This window comes from Mesoterricola sp. MK458 (assembly GCF_055384935.1).
Map to the genome: position 1 here is coordinate 3,484,582 of NZ_AP045075.1, position 24,725 is coordinate 3,509,306.

Here is a 24,725-nt window from a genome sequence, read left to right on the forward strand (position 1 = left end):
AGGAGCCGCCATGACCCTGACCCGCCGTACCTTCCTCCAGACCACCGCCGCCGCGGCCGCCACCGCCCTGGGCAGCGAAGCCCTCGCCGCCCCGGCCCCCGCCAAGGTGGCGAAGAAGCAGCCCAAGCCCCTGAAGATCCTCATCCTGGGCGGCACGGGCTTCCTGGGCCCCGCCACCATCGAGGCGGCCCTGGGCCGGGGGCACCAGGTCACGATGTTCAACCGCGGCAAGACCCGGCCGGACCTCTTTCCCACCGTCGGGCGCCTGCAGGGGGACCGCGACCCCAAGAAGGGTGAGGGTCTCAAATCCCTGGAGACTGGGGAGTGGGACGTGGTCATCGACAACTCGGCCTACTACCCCCGCCTCGTGACCGCCTCCGCCTCGCTGCTGGCCAAGCGGTGCAAGACCTACATCATCATCTCCAGCATCTCCGCCTACAAGGAGCCCAACCCCGAGAACGGCACCGAGACCGCGCCCCTGGCCGTCCTGGCCGATCCCGCCGTGGAGGAGATGGGCAAGGAATTCCAGAACTACGGCGGCCTGAAGGCCCTTTGCGAGCAGGCCGCGGAGAAGGCCATGCCCGGCCGGGTGGCCGTGGTGCGCCCGGGCTACATCGTGGGGCCCGACGACGCTTCGGGCCGGTTCGCCTACTGGCCGGTGCGCATGGACCGGGGCGGGGAGATCGCCGTGCCCGGATCGCCGGAGGACCCGGTCCAGATCATCGACGTGCGGGACCTGGGCGCCTGGCTGGTGCGCCTGGCCGAGGACGGCGCGACGGGCGCCTTCAATGCCTGCGGGCCCGAGCGGAAGCTGCCCTGGGGCCGCCTGGTGGCCGCCTGCGTCAAGGCCACCCCCGCCACGTCCACCCTCACCTGGATCCCCACCGACTTCCTGGCCAAGCAGGAGGGCATCGAGTTCCCCATCTGGGCTCCCTACACGGGCGACACCAAGGGATTCCACACCTGGAGCAACGCCCGCGCCGTGGCCGCGGGCCTGCGCTTCCGGACCGTGGAAGAGACGGCCAAGGACACCCTGGCCTGGTACAAGACGCAGCTGAAGGTGGAAAAGGGCCGGACCCGTCTGGCCGGGCCCAGCCCTGAAGCGGAGGCGAAGCTCCTGGCCGCCTGGAAGGCGGCCAGGAAATGATCAGAAGGTGACCCGGGCGCCGATGGCGTAGTTCCGGGGCTGGTTGGCCTGGAAGGCCTGGCCGCGTTTGCCGAAACCCGAGAAGAGCGACGTGCTGGTGTTGGGAGAACCGTCGCTGTTGATCTTGATGCCGTCGTAGTTGGACCCGTAGTCGTAGTTGTTGAGCAGGTTCTGGATCGCCAGGTAGGGCTCGATGGTCAGGGCCTTGGTGAGCTTGAACCTGTGGGACACCTTGGCGCTGATGTCCAGGTTCCAGCGGCCGTACTCGGTGCCCAGGTACTCGATGGGATGGGACTGGTCGGAGCCGCCGTCGACGCCCAGCTCGTTGTTGTACTGCTGGGTGACGTCGTAAGCCTTTCCGCTGTGCCAGGAACCCAGGAACGAGATCATGGTGCCGAAATCGAACCGGTGCGAGTAGCTGAAGGAGCCCTCGAGGCGGTCGGTGCCGGCGCTGATCCGTTCGGAGCTGGTCTTCCAGTTGTACTGGGCGCCCTCGCCGTAGAGGCCGCCGGTGCTCCCCGAGGCGTCGAACGCGCCCCCGGCGCCGCCCTCCGAGGCCTTGGCCTCCTTGAAGGTGATGGAGAAGATGAAGCTGTTGTTGCTGTCGGCATAGGAATACTTCGCCTGCAGCTGCTTCATGCTGGCGGTCTGGTTGGAGAAGAAGATGGTGTCGCCCATGTCGTTGCCGTCGGCATCCACTTCCACGAGGTTGGGCGAGCTCCCGTCGGGGCCGGCCAGCTGCGTGGTGAGGTGGCGGCTCTTGGAATACACGAGGGTGACGTCCACGCCGCTGCGTTCGTTGAACCGGTAGGCGAACCCGACGTTGAAGGCGTCGGTGGTGGGGTATTGGAAATCGCTGGAAAGAAGGCTCTTGCCGCCCGTCTCAGGCGTCGCGGTGGAGAGCCACCCGTCGACGGTGTTACGGAAGTAGTCGCGCAGGCCGCCCACGTTGTTGGCGTAGTTGTAAGGCGTTAGGTCCGCGGGCAGGACGATGGCGTGCCCGTTGACCTGGCCGATGGTGCTGCCGGCGCTGAAGTTCGTCACGTTGCCCGAACTGTAGGGAGTGATGTGGTTGTAGGCGAAGGCCGCCGAGTTGCGGGCCCGGATGGGAAGGCCGTTGGCCAGGTTGGACAGGCCCCGGCTGAAGCCGGTGACGTTGTCGATCACCTGGGCGACGAAGCGCCCGGCGCCGAACTTGAAGACCAGCTTGTCATCGCCGTAGGGCCGGTAGAGGGCCTGCACGCGAGGCTCGAAGTACTTCTTGCCCGTGGGGGCGTTGCCGTCCATGCCCGAGAGGATCGGGTTGTACTGGTGGATGTAGCTGTAGATGTCGGAATAGCGGTCCTTCAGGTAATCCAGCTGGGTGTCCCAGTCCAGGCGGGCGCCGAAGTAGACGCTCCACTTGGGGCTGATGGTCCAGTCGTCCTGGAGGTAGACCCCGTACTGTTTGTAGTCGATGCCCTTCTGGAGGCCGTTGGCCACGAAGGCCACCGCCACCACGTTCTGGTTGGCCGAGACGGTGCTGTTCCAGCCGGTCTTGTAGTTGATGACCTGGCCCGTGACCGGGTCCACGCCCTCCACCACCATGCGGTAGATGCCCGTCTCCCCGAAGAAGAGCTGCTGGTCGGCGTACGAGGTGCGCTGGTAGTCCAGGCCCCCCTTGATGGTGTGGGAGCCCGTGATCCAGGTGAGCTCGTTCTTCCACTGGCCGCGCTTGATGCCGGTGTTCTGAAGCGCATTGGGGTCGATGCCGCCCCAGCCCCAGTTCTCGGAATCGGTGCGGTGCCCGGGGAAGGGGGCTGGGATGACGGCGCTGTAGCTGCCGCTGTTCACGTAGTCCATCACGGCCGCGGGCGAACCGTTTCCGGGAGGGCCCTGGGAGTCGGGCGCGATGGAGTTGGCGTAGCTGAAGTAGCTGTAGTGGCTCTCAAGCACCAGGTTGGAGCTGATGTTCCAGGTCCACCGCGCGCCGGCGGCCCAGGTGAGGTCCCGGTCCGTGCCCAGGGCGCTGGGGGGGATGTTGCCGGCGAAGGACGTGGTGCGCGGGAAGCCCTGGTGGGCGATGCGGTTCTGGCTGGTGCCGTAGTTGAGGCTGAGGTTGGACTCCTGGGAGATGTTCCAGTCCACCTTGGCGTAGACGGTGCGCTTCAGGCCCTCCTGGCGGGTGCCGGCCAGTTCGGGATAGAGGCTGAGGGCGTAGGGCTGGAAGGGGAAGGACGCGTCCGTGGACTGCTGGCGCTCGGCCGAGACCATGTAGAACAGCTTGTCCTTGAGGATGGGGCCGGTGACCGTGAAGGCATAGCTGCCCTTGGTGTTGTCGTTCTTGGTGCCCTCGTCAGTGACCCGGGCCCGCATGGACTGGTTGGTGTACTGGGCGGAGAGCAGGCCCGTGAACTCGTTGCTGCCGGACTTGGTCACGACGTTGAAGAAGCCCGCGGTGGACCGGCCGAACTCGGCCTTGTACTGGTTGGTCACCACCTGGAACTCGGCGATGGCGTCGATGGGCACCGACAGGACGTAGCCGCCCACGTCGGTGGAATTGTTGTCGGCGCCGTCCACCGCGAAGCTGGTGCCGCGGCCCATGCCGTCGCCGGTGGTGATGTAGGAGAAGGCCTTCTTGGTGGGATCCACCTGGGAGCCGGAGACGATCTGGACCCCCGGGGCCAGCAGGGCCGCCTGGTTGATGTCGCGGCTCACGATGGGCAGGGAGGTGATGACGTCCTGGCCCACCGTCGTGCCCATCTGGGCGGAGGACGTGTCGATGGCTTCGGCCTGGGCGGACGTGGCGAGGATCTCCACCGTGGCCCCAGCCTGGGCCGCGGGCCACTTGAGGAAGTTGGCGAAGGTGTCCTGGCCCAGGACGACCGTTGCGCGGCTCCGGAAGGTCTGCCCGCCCTGCGCGTAGGTGATCTGGTATTCGCCCAGGGGCAGGGCGACGAACGCGAAGAGGCCGCTGGCGTCGGTGGCCCCGGAACGCACGAAGGCCGTGCGGGGATTGGTGATGGTCACGATCACGCCCGCCTTCGGGTTGCCCTTGGCGTCGGCGACCCGGCCCTTGAGGGCGCCGGTCGCTTGCTGGGCGAGGAGGGGCGCGCCGGCGACGAGGGCCAACGCGGCGAAGCGTATGAAGCGGGGGAGTGCACTCATGACGATGGTCTCCAGGGTGGCGGGAGTGCCGTCGGGGAAAACGTGTCTAGACACCATTTCCGCGACATGGGAAGACCCAGGCCTCGGCCGAGGCGAATGCGCCGGTGCGGGCTGGACCATGTGTGAAGTCTCAGTGCATCAAGCTGGGAGGTAAAAAACGAGGATAAAATGACTTCAACCGCGCTGATTGGCAAGGGGACGGTTCAAAAAAAATCAAAAAAATCGGGAACCTTTATATTTCATCGCGCACGGAGTGTTTCTTTAATAAATATTTCAATCAAGGGTTATGAATCAGGACCAATCGACCTCTGGGTAAGGAATAAACCGGCAGGGAAATTCATCCGGCAGCCCGGGGAACCTTCCCCGAATCCCGGGCACCTATTCTTTTGACACGGGTTCCACCCTGAAGCGACTGACTGGCTCCCAGCCTTGGATGGAATGGACCCCCTGCCCAGCAACCCGAAAAAGGCCCCTGCGCAACCAGGGGCCTTTCCTTTGCTCAATTCACGGGGTCGGTGACGTAGAGGTCCGAGGTGAGCACCCGGATGAAGGAGTAGGCCAGGGAGCGGCCGTCGGGGGTGATGGCCACGCCTTTCAATTGCCCCACGCCGGTGCGGTCCGAGGGGCCGGCCTCCGCCCAGGGGGTCCGCCGCCCGGTGTCCAGGTCCAGGCGGGTGATGCGCGCGGGCACGGTGGAGAGATCCGCCAGGAAGATGGACGTGCCCGAGGCGTGCCATTGGATGGGCACGTCGGTTCCGCCCAGGCCGCCCAGGTCCTGGAGGCGGCGGCCGTCCAGGGACCAGATGACCAGGTGGCCTTTCATGGGTCCCAGGGCCACCCGGGCGCCGTCGGGGGCCACCGCACAGAAGGCCTCCGGGGCCAGGGTGCCGGGCCAGGGCCGGGCCGGACCGCCGGCCACGTCCTGGATGTAACCCCGGAAGGCGCCGTCGGGCCCCGTGCCGCCCATGAGCACCTGCCGGTCCCCGTCCACGAACACGGCCCAGTCGGCCCGGATGCCCGGGGCGAGGGGCCGGGGGGCGCCCGGACCCGCGGGGAAGAGGGCGAGGGTCTTGCGGGCGTCGTTGGACAGGACCGTGGCCCAGCGACCGTCCCGGGACAGGCTCAACGGGTCGCCGTCGCCCAGGCGGATGGCATCGGAGCCATCGGTGCGACGAAGGTAGGCCCCGCCGGGGCCGGAGCCTTCCAGGGTCTCCCCGATGAGCAGGCGGCTGCCGTCCGGGGCGAGGTCCGCCAGGATGGAAGTCTGCAGCCAGGACAGGTCGCGGTCCACCCGGTCGCCGGGTCCCCGGAACAGGAGGCTGGTCTTGTCCACGGACTGGTCCACCAGGAGGCGGCCGGTTCGGGAGATGTCCTGGACGTTCATGCGGCCCAGCACCGTGTCCAGGATGCGCTGCCGGCCCCCCAGGGTCACGGAGCGAAGGTCGCGGCGATCGTCCGGGTGGCGGTAGGTGAAATAGAGGCTCCGGCCGTCCGGCGACCACTGGAGCGAATCGCAGCCGCCCTCCACCAGGACCGTGCGCCGGCCCTTGAGGTCCACCACCGACAGGGACTCCCGGCCGATTCCCAGGTGTTCCAGGAAGGCGACCTTGTCCCCTCTTGGGCTGACCCGGGGGAAATCGAGGATGGAAGGGGTGACCGGGGGGCCGTCGTAGAGCCGGTGGCCGATGGGGTATTCCAGGACGAACTGGCCACGTTCGCCAGCCCGCACAACGGCCATGGCCTGGCCATCGGGGCCCCAGTCCGCCGCAAAGACGTTCTCCAGCACCTCCCGGGGGGCGCCTCCGGAGAGCGGCGCCAGGGCCAGGGTCCCTTCGGCCGCGCCGGGCTTGCGGAAGAGCAGGGCCATTTCGCCGGCCCTGGAGATGGAAAGGATGCGGGTGCCCGGAGGCAGACCGAGGGGACGCGCCCCCACGCCGTCGGTGCGGCCGACCATGAGCTGGGCGGGGTGGCCGTCCGTGGCCAGGCCGAACACGAAGGTCTGGCCATCGGGGGAGAACCGTGCCCCCTCCATGACGCCCCGGCGGTAGGTGAGGCGGTGGTAGACCACGGGTTCCGCCCGGGCGTCGCGCCGGCCGAAGGCGAACGCCAGGGCCGCCAGGGCCAGGACGCCCGAGGCCAGGGCCGTGCGGAGGGCCCAGGGGGGCAGGGGACGGAACCGCGGGCGGAGGACGATGGTCGAGTGGGGCAGGGAGGCGCCTTCCAGGGCGAAGACCAGGTCGGTCGCGGACTGGAAGCGCCGCCGCGGATCCTTCTCGAGGCAGCGCAGGACGGTGCGCTCCAGGGAGGGAGGCACCCCGGAACCCAGGGCGGGCGGATCCTCCTTGAGGATGGCGTGCAGGGTCTCCACCATGGAGCGCCGGCGGAAGGGGGCCACGCCGGTGAGCAGTTCGAAGAGGATGGTGCCGAAGGAGAAGAGGTCGGAGCGGTGGTCGACGGACCACCCGTTCACCTGTTCCGGGGACATGTACCCCGCCGTGCCCAGGAGGGTGCCGGCCTGGGTGAGGGCCTGGGAGCTGCGCCATTCATGGGTGTCGTCGGGATCCCCGGAGGGGGGGGACAGGAGCTTGGCCAGGCCGAAGTCGAGGATCTTCACGTGCCCTTCCGGATCCACGAAGATGTTCTCGGGCTTCAGGTCCCGGTGGATGATCTTCTTCTCGTGGGCCACGGCGAGGCCCCGCACCACCTCGACGGCGATGGCCAGCGCCCGGCGCGCACCCAGGGGCGGGCCGTCCAGGAGGGCGCGCAGGTTCTGCCCGGCAACCAGTTCCATGACGATGTAGGGGGCGCCTTCCACCACGCCGGTGTCGTACACCTGGAGGATGTTGGGATGGTTGAGCAGGGCCACGGAACGGGCCTCCTGCTCGAAGCGCCGTAGCTGGTCCGGGTCGGCGGCGAAGGCCGGATGCAGGACCTTGATGGCCACGTCCCGTTCCAGGCGGGGGTCGCGGGCCCGGTACACCTCGCCCATCCCCCCGGCGCCGATGGGGGCGAGCAGCTCGTAGGGACCGAGGTGGGTTCCGGGTGGGAGGCTCATGGGATGAGCTTCAATCTACCAGCAATCCCGGTTCAATCCCCAGGGACCGCAGGAGGTCGCCGATGAAGTACAGGGAGCCCGAAACCAGGCGCGGGGAGGCGTCGGGAGCCTTCAGGCGGGCTGCGGCCTGGGCGATGTCCAGCACCTCGCAGCCCTCGCCCCACACGGCCCTTAGGGCCCCTGGGGTGGCGTAGCGGGGGTTCTCGCCGTGGACCAGGGTCACCCGGACGGGGCCCATGCGCGACAGCTGGTCCCGCATGCCCGTCAGGTCCTTGTCGCCCATGGCGCTGAAGTAGAGGTGGGGGTGGACCCCGGTGGCCACGGCGTGGTCGGCCAGGCGCCGGGCGCCGTCCAGGTTGTGGGCGCCGTCCATGGTGACCCCCGACAGGCCGGGCACGGACCAGAGCCGTCCGGGCCAGGCGGTGCGGCCGATGCCGTCCCAGGCGCGCGCTTCGGGCAGGCCCAGGCGCCGCACCACCTCCCAGGCGGTGGCCAGGTTCTCCACCTGGTGGGCGCCGGCCAGGGGGATGCGGTGGCCCTCCACGACGCTGTGGTCCCAGGCCAGGGTCTGGACGGCCAGGGCCGGGGCGGGGAACAGGACCGGGCGGCATTCCAGGAGCGGCCACACCCAGGCGGGGTCCAGCCGGGGGCCGAGGACCAGGGGGCGGCCGTGGCGGGCGGCGCACAGCTTTTCCCGGGCGATGGCCTCCCGGGTGGGGCCCAGGTACTGCATGTGGTCCAACTCCACGTTGGTGAGCACGGTGACCGCGGGGTCGGAGGCGTTGGTGGCGTCCCAGCGTCCGCCCATGCCGACCTCCACCACCGCGATGTCCACGGCGGCCTCCCGGAAGGCCAGGAAGGCGGATGCGATCATGAGCTCGAAATAGGTGGCCTGGATTCCCAGGGCCGCCTCGGCCTGGAAGGCGTCGCCCAGGAGGGCGTCCAGGTGGTCGGGGCGGAGGGTGGCGCCGTCGATCCAGATGCGCTCGCCCGGGGATACCAGGTGGGGGGAGGTGGTCCACCCGGCCCGCAGCCCGCAGGCGCGCAGGGCGTTGACCAGGAAGGCGCCGGTGGAGCCTTTGCCGTTGGTGCCCGCCACCAGGATCACCGGGCAGCAGCGCTCGGGGTGTCCTAGGCGGGCCAGCAGGCCCTTGGGATTCTCCAGCCCGCACTTGATGCCCCAGTGGCCGCGGGCCTCGAGCATCCCCAGGCGGGCCAGATCACGCATGGGGGTGGGTCATCCAATCCAGGGCCGTGGCCACGAAGTCCCGCAGGCGGTCCCGGGGCACCACCTTGTCGACCATGCCGTGGGCCTGGAGGAACTCGGACCGCTGGAAGCCTTCGGGGAGCGTCTGCTTGATGGTCTGTTCGATGACCCGCGGGCCCGCGAACCCGATGAGGGCCTTGGGCTCGGCGATGTTCAGGTCGCCCAGCATGGCGTAGCTGGCGCTCACGCCGCCGGTGGTGGGATCGGTGAGGATGGACAGGTAGGGAAGGCCCGCGTCGTCCAGCCTCGCCAGGGCCGCGCTCACCTTGGCCATCTGCATGAGGGAAAGGGCGCCCTCCTGCATGCGGGCCCCGCCCGAGCAGCTGACGATGATGAAGGCGCAGCGCTTTTCCAGCGCGAGCTCCGCGCCCAGGCGGAGCTTCTCCCCCACCACGCTGCCCATGCTGGCGGCGAGGAAGTCCCAGTCCATGACGGCCATGACCACGGGATGGTCCTTGAGGGTCCCTTCCACCACGAGCACCGCGTCGTGGTCGTGGCCCAGGCCCTGGAGCTTCCGGAGCTGCTCGGCGTAAGGCTTGGCGGCGGAGAAGGTCAGGGGGTCGCCGCTCTGGAGCTCCCCGAAGCTCGGCTCGTAGCCGGGGTCCATCATGGACTCCAGGCGCTCGGAGACGCCGATGCGGAAGTGGTAGCCGCACTTGGGGCAGACGTTGCGGGTGTTGGCGAGCTCGGCGCGGTAGATCAGCTCGCGGCAGGCGTCGCACTTGATCCACAGCCCTTCGGGAACCCGGACGGTGCGTTCCTCCACCGGAGTCTTCTGCTGACGCTTCTTGATGAACCAGGACATCGCACCCCCGGACGAGAACCTTAACGGCTTCCCGGCCCCTTTTTCAAGCCTTCGAAGATCCGGTCCAGCTCGGCTTCGCTGCCGTAGTGGATCTGCAGCGACCCGCCCTTGCCCCGGGGCTTGATCTCCACGCGCGTGCGCCAGGCCTGGGTGAGCTCCTCGGCCGCGGCCTTGATGAACACGGCATGGGGATGGACGTGGCGGCGGGCCTTGCCCTTCACCGTGCGGGCGAGCTTGTGCACCCGGGCCTCGAGGGCGCGCACGCTGAGCTGCTTGTCGACCACCTCGTCGGCCAGCTGGTCCAGGACCCGGGCGTCGTCAACGCCCAGCAGCACCTTGGCGTGACCGGTGGTGAGCTTGGCGAAGGACACCAGCTCCTGGACACGGGTGGGCAGGCGAAGGAGGCGCAGGGTGTTGGCCACCTGGGGGCGGGATTTCCCCACCCGGTCGGCCACCTGCTCCTGGGTGAGGCGCAGGTGTTCGCCCAGCTGGAAGTAGGCCTTGGCCTCCTCGATGGGGTTGAGTTCCTGGCGCTGGATGTTCTCCACCAGGGCGAACTCCAGGAGGCGGTCGTCGGGAACGTCCTTGATGACCACCGGGACGGTGGCCAGGCCCGCTCGCTTGGCTGCGCGCCACCGGCGTTCGCCGGCGATGATCTCGTAGCGGTCACCCACCTTGCGGGCGACGATGGGCTGCACCATTCCATGGGTCTTGAGGCTGGCGGCCAGATCGTCCAGCAGCGCCTCGTCGAAGTGCAGGCGCGGCTGGTGGCGGTTGGCCACCAGGGCGCCCACGGGCACCTCGCGGTTGCTGGTGTCCTCGGGAGCCAGCTGGCTCATGAGGGACGTGAGGCCCCGGCCCAGGGCGGGTCGTTTGGGGGTGGTCATGCGGGTCCTCGCGGGATGAGGGGCTCTTCGATCCCCAGCCACTCCTTGGCCAGATTCAGGTAGGCCTGGGCTCCCTTGGAGCGGAGGTCGTAGAAGGCCACGGGCTTGCCGTGGCTGGGGGCCTCGGCCAGGCGGATGTTGCGGGGGATCTGGGTCTGGAAGACCTTGCCGGGGAAGGCCGCCCGCACTTCGGAGGCGACCGCCGAGCCCAGGTTGGTGCGTTCCTCGGCCATGGTCAGGAGGATGCCGCCCAGCTTGAGCGCGGCGTTGGGTCCCGCCTGGATGCGGCGGATCGTCTCCACCAGCTCGGCCAGCCCGTCCATGGCCAGGAACTCGCAGGGCATGGGGATGATCACCTCGTCGGCCGCGGTGAGCGCGTTCAGGGTGATCATGCCCAGGCTGGGCGGGGGGTCGATGAGGATGTAGTCGTAGGTGTCCAGGACGGGCGTCAGGGCGCGGCGCAGCACCTGCAGCTCGGGCAGCTCGAAGAGCTCGAATTCCAGCTGGGCCAGGTCCTTGCCCGCCGGCACCACCTGGAGCATGGGCACCTCGGTGGTGAGCACCAGGGCCTCCACGGGAGCGCCCTTCATCAGGGCGTACGAGCCCGCGCGGTGGTCGGGCTTGGGGAAGCCCAGGCCGGTGGTGCTGTGGCCCTGGGGGTCGAAATCCACCAGGAGCACGAGCTTTTCCATCATGGCCAGCGAGGCGGCCAGGTTGATGGCGGACGTCGTCTTGCCGACGCCGCCCTTCTGGTTGGCCAACGCAATGATCCTGGCGGTCATGGCAGGACCTCGGTGGCGGGGTTGGGGAGTGGGGGCACCTGGGAAACCTCGGGCGTGGAACAACGGAAAGTCTAGCAGGTTCCACGGCGGTGGTTCATTAGGTCCTTAAGGGATTCCTCCACCCGGGCCAGGGGCCCCTCCCAGCCGTGGCCGTCCAGCTGGCGGAAGAGGCGGAAGGTGGGATACCAGGGGGAATCCGGCCCGTCCAGGAGCCAGCGCCAGTCGGGGACCAGAGGCAGCAGGAGCCACACGGGCCGTCCCATGGCGCCGGCCAGGTGGGCGGTGGCGGTGTCCACGGTGACCAGGAGATCGAGCCTGGCCAGGACGCGCGCGGTGTCGCCGAAGTCCCGCAGCAGGCCGCCCAGGTCCGTGGCGAAGGGGAGCCCCTCGTCCATGCCCACCTGGAGGCTGTACCAGTCCACGCCGGGCAGGGACGCGAAGCGCGCCAGGTCCTTGGGGGACAGGGTGCGCAGGGCGTCCTGGGCGTGCTCCGCGCTTCCCGCCCACACCAGGCCCACCTTGAGGCGGGGGGTGTCCCGGACGGCCTCGGAGGCCGGGCAGGGCCCGGGCGGCGCCTGAAGATAGGGGATCTCCGCCGGGACGGCGTCCAGGCGCGTGCCGAGCACCCTGGGCAGGGAGAGCAGCGGCAGCCGCAGGTCGAAGGGGGGCACCGGGTCGTCCAGGGTGAACAGGGCATCCACGCCGGGCGCGGTGCGCGCCACGGGCAGGACCTCGGGCTGCACCAGGGCCAGCACGCGTCCGCCGCGCGCCCGGGCTTGGGCCGCGAACCGGATGAACATCAGGGTGTCGCCGAAGCCCTGCTCGTAGTGCAGGAGCAGGGTCCGCCCCGGGAAGGGGGCGCCGTCCCACACGGGCTGGGGGGAGTCCATGCGCGGGAAGGCCTCGTTGGGGGGCAGCAGGCGGCTCTCGTAGGCCTCCCAGCCCTCGGCGTAGTGGCCGTAGGTGAGGTGCAGCAGGGCGGTCTCGAAGCGGGCCTTGGGGCCTTCCATCTCGTCCTCGATGGCCTCCTTCCACAGGGGGTAGAGCTCCTCCCAGGCCCGGCGGGGCAGGAGGCTGTGGATGAGGGTCCGGCGGATTCCCGGATCGTGCGGATCCAGTTCCCGGGCCCGGCGCAGGTGCTCGTCCCCGCCCCCGGCCAGGGCCAGGGCCAGGTGGCCCTGGGCGTTGAGGGGGTCGGCGTCCAGGAGGGCCCGGGCGTGGTCCCGCGCCTCGGCCAGGCGTCCCAGGCCCAGGCAGGCTCCGGTCAGGTTCTGGAGGGCCGCGGGGTGGCCGGGATGGGCCTCCAGGAGCTCTTCGCACAGGGCTGCGGCCTCCCCATGGCGGCCCATGCGTACCAGCAGGGCGGAGAGGTCGACCTTGGCGGCCTCGCTCCCGGCGCGGATGGCGAGCTTGTAGGCCAGGGCGGCCCGGCCGGGCTGGCCTTCCCGGTCCAGCCGGCGCGCCTCGAGGAGGGCTTGTTCAGGATCCATGGCCGAGGTCGCCTACGAGGCCTTCGATGACCGGTGCCCATGCGCCCGGTGCGGGTTGCCGGTGGATGCGCACCGAGGGGTACCAGGGGCACGACGTGCCCTCCATGAGCCAGCGCCAGTCGGGGAAGAAGGGCAGGAGGAGGTGGGTCGTGACGCCCATGGAGCCCGCCAGGTGCGCCACGGCGGTGTCCACGGTGACCACCAGGTCGAGACGGGCCACGGCCCAGGCGGTGTCCGAGAAGTCCCGGAAGTGGGGGGCCAGGTCCACCAGGGACAGGGGGGGCACCCCGCGGGGTGCCACCTGGAGGCTGTGCCAGCGAAGGCCGGGGACCGTGGCCAGGGGCGCCAGGAGCGCGGGATCCAGGCTGCGCCGGGCGTCGTCCTGGTGGGCGGGGCTCCCGGCCCACACGAGGCCGGCCTTGCGGCCCCCGCCCGCGAGCTTCTGGCGCAGGGCCTCGGGAGGCTCGTGGCCGGCGGGCGGAACCAGGGGCACCGGGGGCGGCAGGTCCACGGGGGTGCTGCCGAAGAGGGCCGGCAGGTCCAGCAGGGGCGCCTGCAGGTCGAAGGGGGGCAGTTCGTCGTGCTCGGAGAGCACCTGGTCCGCGAGGGGGACGGCGGCCAGGAGATCCCGGATGCAGGCGTAGGTCTGGAGGATCACGCGGCCCCCGCGGGCCCGGGCCATGGGCAGGTAGCGCGCGAACTGGAGGGTGTCGCCCAGGCCCTGCTCCACCCACACCAGGAGCGTCCTGCCGGGAAAGGGCCGCCCGTCCCAGGCGGGTTCCGCGAAGCCGCGGAGGTTGTCCATGCCTTGCGGCACGTCCAGGCGCGCCGGGAAGTCGGGCCAGGCCTCCTGGTAGCGGCCCTGGAGAAGGCGGAGGTAGGCGAGGTTCCAGCGGGCCTTGGCGAGGCCCGGGCACAGCCGGAGCGCCTCGAGGTACAGGGCCTCGGCCTCCCCCATGCGGCCCATGCGCATGAGGGTGAAACCCAGGTTGAGGTTCAGTTCGGGGCTTTCCGGGCGCATGGCCAGGGCGGCGCGATCGGCCTCCAGGGCCTCGTCGAGGCGGCCCTGGCGGGCCAGGGCCCCGGCCAGGTTGGAGGTGGCCACGAGGTTGCCGGGGTCCAGGGCGAGCGCTTCCCGGATGTGCGCGAGCGCGCCCTCCGCATCCCCCATGGCATCCAGGACGCTGCCCAGGCCGGTGTGGGCCGCGGGGTTGGCGGGGTGCAGCTCCAGGGACCTGCGGAAGGCCTCCAGGGCCTCTTCGTCGCGGCCCAGGGCGTGCAGGACGGACCCCATGTTGCACCAGGCGTCCGCCACGCCCGGGTCGCGGCTGAGGACGCGGCGGTAGGTCAGCAGGGCCCCGCCCAGGTTGCCTGAGTTCTGTTTGGCCAGGGCCTCCTGGAGCCAGGAGATGATTTCCGGCCTGGGTTCCTCCATGGGGCGCCTCCGGGCTTCAGGATAGCAACGGGGGGAGGGCGCCATGCACGGAGACGGGGCCTGAGAGCCACAGCTCCCGCCAGCCTTCGCCCTCCAGATGCGCGGTGACGCTCACGCCTCCGCCGGGGGGCAGGAGGCGCCACGTCGGGATCCCGGTGCGCCGCGCGAGCCAGGCACCGGCCACGGCGCAGCCGGTGCCGCAGCAGGGGGTCTCGCCCTCAACGCCCCGCTCCCAGCTGCGGATGCGGGCGGTGCCGGGGGCGAGCACTTCGAGGACGTTGACGTTGGTGCCGCCGGGGAGGGCGGGGTGGTGGCGCAGGGGCGGCGCCAGGAGGCCCAGGTCCAGTCCGGCCACCCCCGGGAGCTCCAGCACGAGCTGCGGGTTGCCGATCCAGCCGAAGGCGTGGGGACCTTCCAGGGACCCCGGGAAGGGGCGGAATCCGGTGCCGGGGCCCGACGGCATGAGGATCGCCACCCCGTCGCCCTCCCTGCGCAGGAGGACCTGCTCGCCGCTGGATTCCACGGCCACCTCGGTCCCCGCGGGGGCGCCGGGGAGGGCCAGGGCCGCCCGGGTGCCGTTGGAGCAGAAGGTCAGCGCCCCGTCGGCGTCCCAGTGCCGCATTCTCCAGGGCTGGCCCGCCAGGGGCCTTTCCAGGAGGAAGAGTCCGTCCAGCCCGTGCCCGGGGCAGAGGGTGCGGGCCCATCCGGGCCCGTCGCCCCCCGGCGGGAGGGCGTCCCAGGCATAGGCGAAGCTGTTGCCCGAAGCGGAGGCGACGGTGAACATCAGCGCCGGGCGCCCCGCTCGCGGAAGGTGTAGATGGTCTCGCCGGGGCGGGCCAGGCCCTGCTGGCGGGCCAGGGCCTCGTAGAGCTCGGGGTCGCGGGCGGCGAGCCGCTTGACCTCTTCGCTCAGCTCCAGGTTGGCCCTGCGCATCTTCAGGAGCTGGCGCTGCTGGTCGAGGAGCTCGGCCTGGCGCTTGTGGAGGCTCCCGAGGCCGCCGGGGGAGAACAGCAGGATGGCCGTGGACGCCACCCCCGAGAAGGCCAGGACGCCCCAGAGCGTGCTGGACTTCAGGAGGAACGACGTGTTCATGGCGGGTCCTACCTGTCCAGGAAGGCGCCGAAGGCTTCCGCTCCGGCGTAGCGCGCGGCTGCGCCCAGCTCCCATTCGATCTGGAGGAGGCGGTTGTACTTGGCCACCCGGTCGGAGCGGCAGGGGGCGCCGGTCTTGAGCTGGCCGGCCCCGGTGGCGACCACCAGGTCGGCGATGAAGGTGTCCTCGGTCTCGCCGCTGCGGTGGCTGATGATGGCGCGATAGCCGGCCTTGTGGGCCATGTCCACGGCCTTCAGGGTCTCGGTGACGGTGCCGATCTGGTTGAGCTTGATGAGGATGGCGTTGGAGACGCCCTCCTTGATGCCCTTGGCGAGGATGGCGGGGTTGGTGACGAACAGGTCGTCGCCCACCAGCTGGATCTTGTCGGAGAGTTTCGTGGTGAGGAGCTTCCAGTTCTTCCAGTCGCTCTCGTCGCAGCCGTCCTCGATGGTGAGGACCGGGTGCCGCTCCACGAGGCCCGCGTAGTAGTCCACGAGCTGGGGCCCGGTCTTGCGGCTCCCGTCGATCTCGTAGCCCTTCTCCTTGTAGAACTCGCTGGAGGCGCAGTCCAGGCCGAGGTAGAAATCCTTGCCGGGCTTGAACCCGGCCTTCTTGATGGCTTCCTCGATGAGGGTGAGGGCCTCCTCGTTGCTGCCGAGGTTGGGAGCGAAGCCGCCCTCGTCGCCCACGCCCGTGGAGAGCTTCTTGGCCTTGAGCACGCCCTTGAGGTTGTGGTACACCTCGGCGCACCACCGGACGCACTCCTGGAAGGAGGGGGCGCCCACGGGGAGGATCATGAACTCCTGGATGTCCACGTTGTTGTCGGCGTGGGCCCCGCCGTTGAGGATGTTCATCATCGGCACGGGGAGGGTTCGGGCCGAGGCGCCCCCCAGGTAGCGGTACAGGGGCTGACCCGCCGCGTTGGCCGCGGCGCAGGCGATGGCCATGGAGGTGCCCAGGAGCGCGTTGGCCCCCAGGTTGGACTTGTTCTCGGTGCCGTCCAGATCCAGGAGGAGTTCGTCCAGTTCGGCCTGCTGGAAGGGGTCCATGCCCTCGAGGGCGTCGTTGATCTCGGTGTTGATGGCCTGCACGGCGCCCAGGACGCCCTTGCCGAGGTAGCGCTTCTTGTCGCCGTCCCGGAGTTCGAGGGCCTCGCGGCTGCCGGTGGAAGCCCCGGACGGAACCATCGCCTGGCCGATGGTTCCATCATTCAGTCTTACCCGGGCCAATATTGTCGGATTTCCTCGACTATCCAGGACTTCGAGGGCGGAAATACGATCTATCAATTTCATGGCTTTATCCGGGTCTGCTTTCGTTCGGGGTTGAAACGGGAATTGATCTCCTAACTAGCTGAGGCTAGGGAGATTGTCACTTCTTCACGGCCTTCTTGACAGCCGGCTTCTTGGGGGCGGCCTTCTTGACGGCCGGCTTCTTGGCGACGGCCTTCTTGGGGGCGGCCTTCTTGGCAACGACCTTCTTGGGGGCGGCCTTCTTGGCGACGACCTTCTTGGGGGCGGCCTTCTTGGCGACGACCTTCTTGGGGGCGGCCTTCTTGGCGACGGTCTTCTTGGGGGCGGCCTTCTTGGCGACGACCTTCTTGGGGGCGGCCTTCTTGGCGACGACCTTCTTGGGGGCGGCCTTCTTGGCGACGACCTTCTTGGGGGCGGCCTTCTTGGCGACGGCCTTCTTGGGGGCGGCCTTCTTGGCGACGGCCTTCTTGGGGGCGGCCTTCTTCACGGCCGGCTTCTTGGGGGCGGCCTTCTTGGCGACGGCCTTCTTCACGGCGGGCTTCTTGGCCGCGGGCTTCTTGGCGGCGGGCTTCTTGGCGGCGGGCTTCTTGGCGGCAGGCTTCTTGGCCGCGGGCTTCTTGGCGGCGGGCTTCTTGGCGGCGGGCTTCTTGGCCGCGGGCTTCTTGGCGGCGACCGGCTCGACGGCCGTTTCGACGGGAGCGGTGGTCTCGTCGGGCTGATTGATGTGTTCCATTGGGAACTCCTTTTTGCCCTTGCGGGCGGGTTGGGGGGATTGGGTGGTTGAAAGTGGTTTGCCGGTTGGAACCGAACCACCCGCCTTCGGCTTGTCGCTCTCGACGACACCCATGGCGGCCTTGGCGGGCCTGGAGCCCTTGGCCGCGGGGCCTTGCTGCGCTTCCTGCTTGCCCTTGGACTTGACGGGCTTCTTGATCACCTCGACACCGGCCAGGATCTGCGCCAGTCGCTTGCCGGGATAGAACTCATCCAGCAGGGCGTCCCCGACGATGACGCCATGTACTCCCATGCCTTCCAGCTGCTGGATCTGCTGGAGGGTGCAGACGCCGGCTTCCAGGATTCGCAGGCATCTGCTCTGGGGGACCTTCTTCATCAGGGTGAGCGCCTCCTCCCACCGGGGCTCCCATGTGTCGAGGTCACGGCCCAGCACACACACGATATCGGCATCGGCCTCCAGGGCCCGCTTCAGGTCGGCCTCGCTGGCCACCTCCACGATCACGTCCAGGCTCTTGGCCCGGGCGAGTTTCGAGAGGGCCGCGAGCCGGTCCGGCTCCAGGAGGGCGGCCATGAGCATCACGGCGTCGGCTCCCAGGATCTTGCTCTCCTCGATCTGGTACTCCTCGAAGATGAAGTCGTGGCGGATGAGGGGCACCTTCACGGCGGACCGCACCTCGGACAGGTGCTTGTCCTCGCCGAAGAACAGGAAGCGGTCGGTGGCGACCGAGATGGCCCTGGCGCCGTTCTCCACGAGGCTCTTGGCGTGGGTGGAGGCCCTGTAGGCGTCCCTCACCTGCCCGCGGAGCGGGTTGCCGCCGGCGGTCTCGGCGATGATGGAAATGCCGGGCTGGCTCAACTCCTCCTTGAGGGAGTGGTGCCCCTTGTAGGCGTCCTTCACCGCTGCAGGACCTTTTTGCTTTTTGATCTCGATGTCCAGCGCCTTAAATATCTGGACTTTTTTCAGCATTTACAACCCCCAGGTCCCATTGCTTCCAGACACGTTTTTGTACCAGGAGCCTCATGAGAATGTTCTTACTACAAACCACTAAACCAGCGTTCCTAAAGAGGTCAACAGAATTGTGAATTCTTTTCGCGATTGCGCCCGGGATTTTTTCAACGAAGGACCATTTTCGGAATCGCTCCGGATGCCCCAAACTAGGGGCATACAGGAGCGCGCCCATGGAAGCCACCGTCCTCGATCATCCACTTTGCGACCACAAGATCTCCCTGCTGAGAGACCGGAAGACGCCTGGAATCCTGTTCCGGCGCGTGCTCGAGGAGCTCGGCCTCATCCTCGCGGTCGAGTGTACGCGCCATCTGCCGACCGAGCCCGTGGCTGTAGAAACGCCACTGGAGCGGACCCAGGGACGCCGCCTCACCACCCTCGACCCCGTGGTGGTTCCCGTCCTGCGCGCCGGACTGGGGCTGCTGCCCCCGTTCCTCCAGCTCCTGCCCACCGCGAAGGTGGGTCACCTCGGGCTGTACCGGGACCACGATTCCCTGGTGCCCGTGCCCTACTACCGCAACTTCCCGCCCCTCCTCGACCAGCGGTACGTCTTCATCCTGGACCCGATGCTCGCCACCGGCGGCAGCGCCTCCGAGGCCGTGAGGCAGCTGAAGGTCGCCGGCGCCCAGCGCATCACCCTCGCCGCCGTCCTCGCGGCGCCCGAGGGCGTGGCCCGTCTCCAGCAGGACCACCCCGACATCCGCATCTTCGTCGCGGCCCTGGACCGGGAGCTCAACGACAAGGCCTACATCCTCCCCGGCCTCGGCGACGCCGGCGACCGTCTCTTCGGGACGCTCTAGGGGCCTTCCCGGGCAGGCCCGGGCCGGTGGCATGGCCCACCGGCCCGGAGGCCTCCAGGGCCCCTTCCCGGGCAAGGGCGGGCCCTCGCCGGCGGCGCTCCGTTCCGGCGGGACCCCGGTTCCCGGCGCTCAGTCCCTGGCGGGCTTGTAGCCGCTCAGGGCCCTGCTGCCCTTGCTCCGGGCCAGCAACTCCTCCCGCACCGCCCCGCGGATGGCGTTGAGGTGGTTCACCTGGGTCTCCAGGCGGCGGCCCAGCTCCTGCGCCCGGGCGACGATGGCGGGCCACTGGGGCCCCTTCTCGGCCTGGGCCAGGGCCTCCTTGAACCCCGCGTGCCACGCGGCGACCTTGTCCGGGTCGGGGTCGTCCACGAGGGTCGCCAGGAGACGCTCCAGGTCGTCCAGCGAGGCCGCTATCCTGCCGTCGCTCATCCCACCATGCCCTGGGGAGAGAAGGCGGTGGGCCTGGGGGCGCCCTGGCGCTGGTCCAGCTCCGCCCAGGCGGACTTCATTTCAGCGATCTGGCGCTCCAGGACCTCGAGCCGCTCGGCCTGGTTCTTCTGGCTGGCGTCGAAAAGCTCCTTGAGCCACCAGTCGTAGATGCGGGTGAGGTTCATCACCAGTTCGCCCCCGCCTTCATGGTCGAGGCGGATGGCCAGCTCCTCGACGATGGAGGAGACCCGGTTGACCATGCGCGCCCGGGTGGCGATATCCCGGCGGCGGATGGCGGCCACGGCCTGGAGGAGGAACTTCTGGGCCCCTTCCAGGAGCATGAACATGATGTGTTCGGGGGTGGCGCCGTTGATCTGCTGCATCAGGTACTGGTTGGCGACCGCGCCGCCGTAGTTCGGGTTCATCGGGATTCCCCCCAAGGTGTGGTCCGCTCTAGATCCCCGCGAGGCTCTGGCCCGCCGCGTTCAACTGCCCGACGGTGGTTTCCAGGTTCGCATAGAGCTTTTCCAGGCTGGCCTTGCTCCGGGCAAGGTAGTCCTGCTGCTGAAGGATCTGTTGGCTGAGCGTGAAGTTGGCGGCGGAAAGATCCTGCATGATGCCGCCGATGTTGCCGGGCGTGAGGGAGGTGAGGCTGGTGTTCAGGTCCTGGACCAGCCGGGAGATCCCGGTGGAGATGGAGAGTGTCCCGGAAGCCCCGGCCGAGGCCTTGAGCGAGAGGCCCTCGAGGGCGGTGCCGTTGGCGCCGTAGAAGTAGCCATTGGTGCTGGTGAGCGTGTTGGTCTCGGTGGTTCCGTCGGCCTTCTGGCTCTGGAAGGTGCCGGTGAGGACCCCGTTCACGGTGGTCACGTCGAAGGAGATGGGGGACTTGGTGGTTTTGCTGCCGGATCCGATGAACGTCAGGAGGGGACTGGTGGAGACGGCGGAATTGGAGAAGAGGTTGGCGACGCCCCCGGGGTCCTTGGTCAGCGCAGCCTTGAAGGCGGTGGTGTCCAGGCTGATGGTGCCGTCCTGGTTGGTCTTGAGGCCCACCCCGGCGGCGCTGGTGAAGGTGGCGGTGGAGGGCAGGCCCGAGGGGGCCCCCATGAGGACACCCGAGACCTGGCTGACCATCTGCCGCACGGCCATGTCCATGTTGAACAGGCCCTTGGTGTAGGAACCGTCCTTGTTCTGGGTGAACTTCGTATTGGATTTGTAGTCGTTGTAGAACGTGTTGAACTTGTCCACCACGTCCTGCATGGCCTTGGCGGCGGCGTCCTGGTCCTGGGTCACCGTGAGGGTGGTGGTCTTGGTGAGGTCGGTCTGGGCCTGGTTCAGGTTGAAGGTGATGCCCTGGACCGCGTCGCTGACGGAATTGGAGGAACGGTGCAGTTCCACCCCGTTGAGGATGAAGTCGGAATTGGTGGCCGCCTGGGACACGGACGTCCCCGCCCCCAGGGTGCTGCCGGTGGGGGCGGTGAAGGAGAAGGTGGTGGCACCGGCGGAACCCTGGCCGGTGGCGTTGGCGCTCAGCACCAGCTGGCTGGTGCCGTCGGCTCCGGTCTGGATGACCGCGGCGTTCAGGTTGATGGCCTTGCCGTCGGCTCCCTTGGCGTTGTTGATGGCGTCCGCCAGGCCCGAGAGGCTGTTGTTGGCCGCGCCGATGGTCACGGTGAAGGCCTTGCCGTCCATGTCGGTGAGGGTGTAGTCGCCCACCCCGACGGCCGCGTTGGGCTGCAGGGCGGTGGGCAGGACCAGCCGGGCCCGGGTGGCCAGGCTCTTGACGATGAGGTCGTACTGGCCGGGGCTGGCGCCGCTGGCGGTGGCGGTGACGTAGGCCCCGGTCGAATCGGAGCTGGTCACCTTGTTGCTCTGGAAGCCGCTCATGGACAGGGTGTCCAGGGCGACGGAGAGGCTGGTCAGGTCCGTGGAGAGGGTCTGGAGGGCGGCCGACTTGGAATTGTTGACGGACTGCTGGGTCTGCATCCGCACCATCGGCTGGCTCTGCTGATTGATGATGGCGGCGATGAGCTGGTCCGTGGGCAGGTTGGTCGACAAGCCCTGGAAACTGATTGACGATGCCATCGAACCCTCCTTCCCTGACGCGCGGCAAAAACTGCTGGCTCAGAGACTCTTATCAAGAAGAATGCCAGAGTGGCCCTGGGGCTCGGCCATGCGGAGGTTCCGGGCCTGCTGCACCACCTCCTCGGGCGGAAGCTGGCGGATCACCTTGTTGGTGACGGGGTTGACGACCCGGAAGATGACGATGCCGGCCTCGTAGTCGGGCTGGAACTGAAGATTGGACGGCAGGCTCTTGAGGTAGGACTGGAAGGCCTCGGCCGCCTGCTCCATGGTCATCTCTTGATTGACCTGCTTGTTGGACACCCCGGAGGCCGGCGACATCTCCAGGCGGGTGGCCTCCTGGGAGATCTGGGCGGCCTCCCGGATGGCCTCGCCGGTCGCGGAGGCGACGGTGGTGGGGGCGGAGGTCGTGGGCTTGGCCTGAACGGAGTCGGCCTGGGCGGCCGCATAGACCACGGGCGGAGGGCTCTGGCCCTGGCCTCCGGTGGAACTGATGGGATCCGACATGGGTTCCTCCTGGTTTTCCACGGGCATGGGAGGAGGACCTTGCGGCCCTCCTCCCATGTTGGCTAGCCGATGGAGTCAGAAGTTACTGAAGGAGGGCCAGGATCTGCTGCGAGCTCTGGTTGGACTTGGCCAGGGCGCTCGTGCCGGACTGGTTGAGGATCTGGAACTTGGTGAGGTTGACCACTTCGTCCGCGATGTTGGCGTCCATGATCTGGCTGTTGGCGGCGGTGAAGTTCTGCACCTGCACGCCGAGGATGTCCGACGTGGCGTTCAGCTGGGCTTCGTTGGCGCCGATGGAGGCCCGCATGGAGCTCACGGATTCCAGGGCGGTGGCGAGCTTGCTCACCACGCTGCCGGCGTTGGTGGCGTTGGTCAGGGAGTCGGTGGTGGCCACGAGGCCCAGGGCCGAGTTGGCGGCCGTGGAGACGGCGCCCAGGGAGACCGTGAGGGAGCCGTAGTCACCGGCCTGCACGCTGACGGTGGTCGGCGAGGAGGTGGAGCTGAAGATGGCCTGACCGTTGAACTTGGTGTTGGTGCCGATGTTGGACATCGTCTTGATGATGTTCTGGAACTCGGCGTCCAGGTTGGCCCGGTTGGAGTCGCTGATCGTGCCGGTCTGGGCCTGCTGGGCCAGCTGGGAGGCGCGGGTCAGCAGCTGGGTGACCGAGTCCAGGGCGCCGTCGGCGACCTGAAGGTAGGACACACCATCGTTGGCGTTGCGCTGGGCCTGGGTGGCGATCTTGATGTCGGCGTTCAGCTTGTTGCCGATGGCCAGGCCGGCCGCGTCGTCGGAAGCCTTGTTGATGCGCTTTCCGGTGGTGAGACGCTCGATGGTCTGCTGCAGGTTGGCGCCGGTGAGGCCCAGCTGGCGGCTGGCGTTCATGGCGGCAACGTTATTCAGAATGGAAGTCATGGCATCCTCCGTGATGCTGATGGCGGCATCCGTGCCGCCGGGTTATAGGGCTCGGGGGTATCCCCGCAAGGTTCTATTCGGCCTTAGGAACGTTGAGCTTTAGTAATTTATTTGAAATCCGCCAGGGGTCCTCCCGGGACCATAGATATATGATGGCGGTCAGGATTTTTCCGTCCGGCCCAGGATGGAACGGAACCGGCCCAGGAGCCCCTTGGGTTGCGGCGGGGCGCCGGCGTCGGCCTCCCGGGCGTCCAGGTCCACGTCCGCCGGCACCGCGGTGGTGGGGTCCAGCTCCAGGGCCTTGCGGTAGCAGGCGGCGGCGTTGGCCTCGAAACCCTTGCGATGGTAGAGCTCCCCCATGGAGGCCCAGGGCGCGGCGGCCCGGGGGCGCAGCTTGGAGGCCGTCTGGAGCGCGTCGATGGAGCGGGTGGACCAGGCGGGATTGGCCAGCCTCAGCTGGCCGAGCATGAGCCAGGCATCGTAGGCCACGTCCAGGTCGGGCTCCAGCTGCACGGCCTGCTCCAGGGTGCGGATGGCTTCCACGGTGCGGTCCATGAGGACCTGCTGGCGGGCCTTGCGCACGAGGCTCTTGGCGCGGGCCGAGCCTTCCAGGGGCTGGGGCGGGGGCGGGGGCGGCACGTAGGCGGGCACCTCCACCTGGAAGGGGGATTCCGGGGGATGCACCGGGAGGGCCTGCTGGAAGGGCGAGGAGGGCTGGAAGCCGGAATAGGCCTGGGGCGCCTGGGCCGGCTGGGCCGGCGCCGCGAAGGGGTCCGGGCGTGCGAAGGGATCCGGACGGGGCCCGGTGGGCGCCGGCTGGAACGGATCGACGCGCTGTGCCGGCGCAACGGGCTGGGGAACCGGACGCGGGGGGGGCTCTTCGGGGTAGGGTTCCGACAGGCCGTAGGGATCCTCGGCCTTGGGCGCCGGGCGGCCGGGATCGGGCTCCACCTCCAGGAACTCGGGATGCAGGGCGGCCTGGTCCAACGGGATCGGGGGTTCCAGGGGGGGCGGGACGTGGATGCGCGCCCGGCCCCCGCCCGGCGGAAAGATCAGGGGGAAATCCTTGGGCCCCCTCATGGGCAGCGGGGGCATGGGCAGGTGGGGCGTGACGGGCACCTGGGCCTGGGGCTCGGGCGCCTCGCCTCCGACGCTGGGCAGCCTTCCGCCGCAGAGCACCAGGGCCCCCAGGGCCCACAGGGTGATGATGAAGCGGCCCGCGGCCTCCTCCTCCAGGGCGCTCAGGGAGCGGAAGGTCTCGAAGCTGATGGGGTCGGCCCCCAGGAAGGACAGGGCGTACGCGGTGCCCGGCGTGAGGGGCAGGTCGCTGAGGCTCTCCACCAGATCCCTGCGCCCCTCCCAGCGCCAGTCGGCCTCCTGGTCCAGGACGGACAGGAGGTCGGTGAGGTAGTGGGACTCCTGGAAGGTGTTCCAGATGAAGTGCCGGTGCTGGAGCTTGAAATGCAGGTCCTGTTCCAGCCGCTTCTCCATGGGCCCCGCGTGCCAGGTCCACTGGAGGACCGGGTGCTCCAGGGCGTGGATCATGATCTGCTCCTGCAGGGCCTGCAGGTGGAGGTCCCGCTCCTCGAGGGTCATCATGCCCCACTGGATGACCTTCTCGCCGATGCGGTAGCGTTCGTCGTTGGCCAGCAGTTCGTTGAGGGAGGGGAGGTCAAGGATGCCCTGGCGGAGCAGATAGTTGCCGAACTGTTCCCCGGCCACGTCGCTCTTGAGGTGGAGGAGCTCACCCCGGTTGATGAAGAGGGTGCGCACGCCGTCGTTCTGCTCGAGGATGAGTTCCCCGCTCACCGCCTCCTGGCGCATGGCGCCCATGAGGACGGGCAGGTTCTTGATGGCCTCGGTCACGGGGGCTCCGTTGGTGAAATAACGTCATTATAGGCA

20 protein-coding genes are annotated in these 24,725 nt (G+C 68.8%); 2 read left to right on the forward strand and 18 right to left on the reverse strand.

The genetic code is table 11. The features are described 5' to 3' along the window. Positions 1-10 precede the first annotated feature (10 nt). Complete coding sequence (locus ACZ5LB_RS15230) at positions 11-1,147, forward strand: Rossmann-fold NAD(P)-binding domain-containing protein (protein ID WP_464603058.1); 1,137 nt, start codon at positions 11-13, stop codon at positions 1,145-1,147. On the opposite strand, the gene ACZ5LB_RS15235 is transcribed toward ACZ5LB_RS15230, so the two are convergent. From ACZ5LB_RS15235 to ACZ5LB_RS15290, 12 genes are all read right to left on the reverse strand, one after another. After that, complete coding sequence (locus ACZ5LB_RS15235; RefSeq protein WP_464603059.1) at positions 1,148-4,294, reverse strand: TonB-dependent receptor; 3,147 nt, start codon at positions 4,292-4,294, stop codon at positions 1,148-1,150. It abuts the gene before it with no gap. A 499-nt stretch (positions 4,295-4,793) separates the two neighbouring features. Next, complete coding sequence (locus ACZ5LB_RS15240; protein WP_464603060.1) at positions 4,794-7,349, reverse strand: protein kinase domain-containing protein; 2,556 nt, start codon at positions 7,347-7,349, stop codon at positions 4,794-4,796. Positions 7,350-7,359: 10 nt separating this feature from the next. After that, positions 7,360-8,577: a bifunctional folylpolyglutamate synthase/dihydrofolate synthase gene (locus ACZ5LB_RS15245; RefSeq protein WP_464603061.1), complete on the reverse strand. Its 1,218-nt coding sequence runs from the start codon at positions 8,575-8,577 to the stop codon at positions 7,360-7,362. Beyond that, positions 8,570-9,421: an acetyl-CoA carboxylase, carboxyltransferase subunit beta gene (accD, locus tag ACZ5LB_RS15250; RefSeq protein ID WP_464603062.1), complete on the reverse strand. Its 852-nt coding sequence runs from the start codon at positions 9,419-9,421 to the stop codon at positions 8,570-8,572. The genes ACZ5LB_RS15245 and accD overlap by 8 nt, the downstream gene beginning before the upstream one ends. A 20-nt stretch (positions 9,422-9,441) precedes the next feature. Then, positions 9,442-10,308, reverse strand: coding sequence for a ParB/RepB/Spo0J family partition protein (locus ACZ5LB_RS15255; RefSeq protein ID WP_464603063.1), 867 nt, complete (start codon positions 10,306-10,308; stop codon positions 9,442-9,444). Further along, a complete protein-coding gene (locus tag ACZ5LB_RS15260; RefSeq protein WP_464603064.1) occupies positions 10,305-11,090 on the reverse strand; it encodes a ParA family protein in 786 nt (261 codons plus the stop codon). The genes ACZ5LB_RS15255 and ACZ5LB_RS15260 overlap by 4 nt, the downstream gene beginning before the upstream one ends. Before the next feature lie 71 nt (positions 11,091-11,161). Further along, positions 11,162-12,580 (reverse strand): glycosyltransferase family 9 protein, encoded by a 1,419-nt coding sequence (locus ACZ5LB_RS15265; protein WP_464603065.1) that lies wholly within the window; start codon positions 12,578-12,580, stop codon positions 11,162-11,164. Further along, positions 12,570-14,015 carry a tetratricopeptide repeat protein gene (locus ACZ5LB_RS15270; protein ID WP_464603066.1) on the reverse strand — a complete coding sequence of 482 codons (1,446 nt, stop codon included), beginning with the start codon at positions 14,013-14,015 and terminating at the stop codon, positions 12,570-12,572. The genes ACZ5LB_RS15265 and ACZ5LB_RS15270 overlap by 11 nt, the downstream gene beginning before the upstream one ends. A gap of 16 nt (positions 14,016-14,031) precedes the next feature. After that, a complete protein-coding gene (locus ACZ5LB_RS15275; protein ID WP_464603067.1) occupies positions 14,032-14,799 on the reverse strand; it encodes a diaminopimelate epimerase in 768 nt (255 codons plus the stop codon). Next, positions 14,799-15,107, reverse strand: coding sequence for an FtsB family cell division protein (locus tag ACZ5LB_RS15280; RefSeq protein WP_464603068.1), 309 nt, complete (start codon positions 15,105-15,107; stop codon positions 14,799-14,801). Before ACZ5LB_RS15280 ends, ACZ5LB_RS15275 begins: the two co-directional genes overlap by 1 nt. Before the next feature lie 8 nt (positions 15,108-15,115). Beyond that, on the reverse strand, positions 15,116-16,399 hold the full coding sequence (gene eno, locus ACZ5LB_RS15285) for a phosphopyruvate hydratase (RefSeq protein ID WP_464603069.1): 1,284 nt from the start codon (positions 16,397-16,399) through the stop codon (positions 15,116-15,118). A gap of 76 nt (positions 16,400-16,475) precedes the next feature. Next, a complete protein-coding gene (locus tag ACZ5LB_RS15290) occupies positions 16,476-18,056 on the reverse strand; it encodes an indole-3-glycerol phosphate synthase TrpC (RefSeq protein WP_464603070.1) in 1,581 nt (526 codons plus the stop codon). 212 nt (positions 18,057-18,268) lie between these two features. Here ACZ5LB_RS15290 and upp point away from each other — a divergent pair, with 212 nt between their 5' ends. Then, entirely contained in the window at positions 18,269-18,895 is a 627-nt protein-coding gene (gene upp, locus ACZ5LB_RS15295) for a uracil phosphoribosyltransferase (protein WP_464603071.1), read from the forward strand. 129 nt (positions 18,896-19,024) lie between these two features. Here the strand turns inward: upp and ACZ5LB_RS15300 are convergent, their stop codons facing one another. The 6 genes from ACZ5LB_RS15300 to ACZ5LB_RS15325 all read right to left on the reverse strand — a co-directional run bounded on the left by ACZ5LB_RS15300 (position 19,025) and on the right by ACZ5LB_RS15325 (position 24,689). Beyond that, positions 19,025-19,324: a hypothetical protein gene (locus tag ACZ5LB_RS15300; RefSeq protein ID WP_464603072.1), complete on the reverse strand. Its 300-nt coding sequence runs from the start codon at positions 19,322-19,324 to the stop codon at positions 19,025-19,027. Then, positions 19,321-19,749 (reverse strand): flagellar export chaperone FliS, encoded by a 429-nt coding sequence (gene fliS, locus ACZ5LB_RS15305; protein ID WP_464603073.1) that lies wholly within the window; start codon positions 19,747-19,749, stop codon positions 19,321-19,323. The genes ACZ5LB_RS15300 and fliS overlap by 4 nt, the downstream gene beginning before the upstream one ends. Positions 19,750-19,777: 28 nt before the next feature. Continuing rightward, entirely contained in the window at positions 19,778-21,406 is a 1,629-nt protein-coding gene (gene fliD, locus ACZ5LB_RS15310; protein ID WP_464603074.1) for a flagellar filament capping protein FliD, read from the reverse strand. Between the two features lie 39 nt (positions 21,407-21,445). After that, positions 21,446-21,910, reverse strand: a complete 465-nt coding sequence (locus ACZ5LB_RS15315) for a flagellar protein FlaG (protein ID WP_464603075.1) — start codon at positions 21,908-21,910, stop codon at positions 21,446-21,448. An 82-nt stretch (positions 21,911-21,992) separates the two neighbouring features. Next, a complete protein-coding gene (locus ACZ5LB_RS15320) occupies positions 21,993-22,823 on the reverse strand; it encodes a flagellin (protein ID WP_464603076.1) in 831 nt (276 codons plus the stop codon). Positions 22,824-22,982: 159 nt separating this feature from the next. Next, positions 22,983-24,689 carry a tetratricopeptide repeat protein gene (locus ACZ5LB_RS15325; protein ID WP_464603077.1) on the reverse strand — a complete coding sequence of 569 codons (1,707 nt, stop codon included), beginning with the start codon at positions 24,687-24,689 and terminating at the stop codon, positions 22,983-22,985. Positions 24,690-24,725 lie beyond the last annotated feature (36 nt).

Coding starts and splice junctions, on each gene's coding strand:
- ACZ5LB_RS15245 (WP_464603061.1), bottom strand. CDS start 8,577: ATGCGTGATCTGGCCCGCCTGGGGATGCTCGAGGCCCGCGGCCACTGG.
- ACZ5LB_RS15270 (WP_464603066.1), bottom strand. CDS start 14,015: ATGGAGGAACCCAGGCCGGAAATCATCTCCTGGCTCCAGGAGGCCCTG.
- ACZ5LB_RS15300 (WP_464603072.1), bottom strand. CDS start 19,324: ATGAGCGACGGCAGGATAGCGGCCTCGCTGGACGACCTGGAGCGTCTC.
- upp (WP_464603071.1), top strand. CDS start 18,269: ATGGAAGCCACCGTCCTCGATCATCCACTTTGCGACCACAAGATCTCC.
- eno (WP_464603069.1), bottom strand. CDS start 16,399: ATGAAATTGATAGATCGTATTTCCGCCCTCGAAGTCCTGGATAGTCGA.
- ACZ5LB_RS15280 (WP_464603068.1), bottom strand. CDS start 15,107: ATGAACACGTCGTTCCTCCTGAAGTCCAGCACGCTCTGGGGCGTCCTG.
- ACZ5LB_RS15240 (WP_464603060.1), bottom strand. CDS start 7,349: ATGAGCCTCCCACCCGGAACCCACCTCGGTCCCTACGAGCTGCTCGCC.
- ACZ5LB_RS15315 (WP_464603075.1), bottom strand. CDS start 21,910: ATGTCGGATCCCATCAGTTCCACCGGAGGCCAGGGCCAGAGCCCTCCG.
- ACZ5LB_RS15260 (WP_464603064.1), bottom strand. CDS start 11,090: ATGACCGCCAGGATCATTGCGTTGGCCAACCAGAAGGGCGGCGTCGGC.
- ACZ5LB_RS15320 (WP_464603076.1), bottom strand. CDS start 22,823: ATGACTTCCATTCTGAATAACGTTGCCGCCATGAACGCCAGCCGCCAG.
- ACZ5LB_RS15230 (WP_464603058.1), top strand. CDS start 11: ATGACCCTGACCCGCCGTACCTTCCTCCAGACCACCGCCGCCGCGGCC.
- ACZ5LB_RS15235 (WP_464603059.1), bottom strand. CDS start 4,294: ATGAGTGCACTCCCCCGCTTCATACGCTTCGCCGCGTTGGCCCTCGTC.
- ACZ5LB_RS15255 (WP_464603063.1), bottom strand. CDS start 10,308: ATGACCACCCCCAAACGACCCGCCCTGGGCCGGGGCCTCACGTCCCTC.
- accD (WP_464603062.1), bottom strand. CDS start 9,421: ATGTCCTGGTTCATCAAGAAGCGTCAGCAGAAGACTCCGGTGGAGGAA.
- ACZ5LB_RS15265 (WP_464603065.1), bottom strand. CDS start 12,580: ATGGATCCTGAACAAGCCCTCCTCGAGGCGCGCCGGCTGGACCGGGAA.
- ACZ5LB_RS15290 (WP_464603070.1), bottom strand. CDS start 18,056: ATGCTGAAAAAAGTCCAGATATTTAAGGCGCTGGACATCGAGATCAAA.
- fliD (WP_464603074.1), bottom strand. CDS start 21,406: ATGGCATCGTCAATCAGTTTCCAGGGCTTGTCGACCAACCTGCCCACG.
- ACZ5LB_RS15275 (WP_464603067.1), bottom strand. CDS start 14,799: ATGTTCACCGTCGCCTCCGCTTCGGGCAACAGCTTCGCCTATGCCTGG.
- fliS (WP_464603073.1), bottom strand. CDS start 19,749: ATGAACCCGAACTACGGCGGCGCGGTCGCCAACCAGTACCTGATGCAG.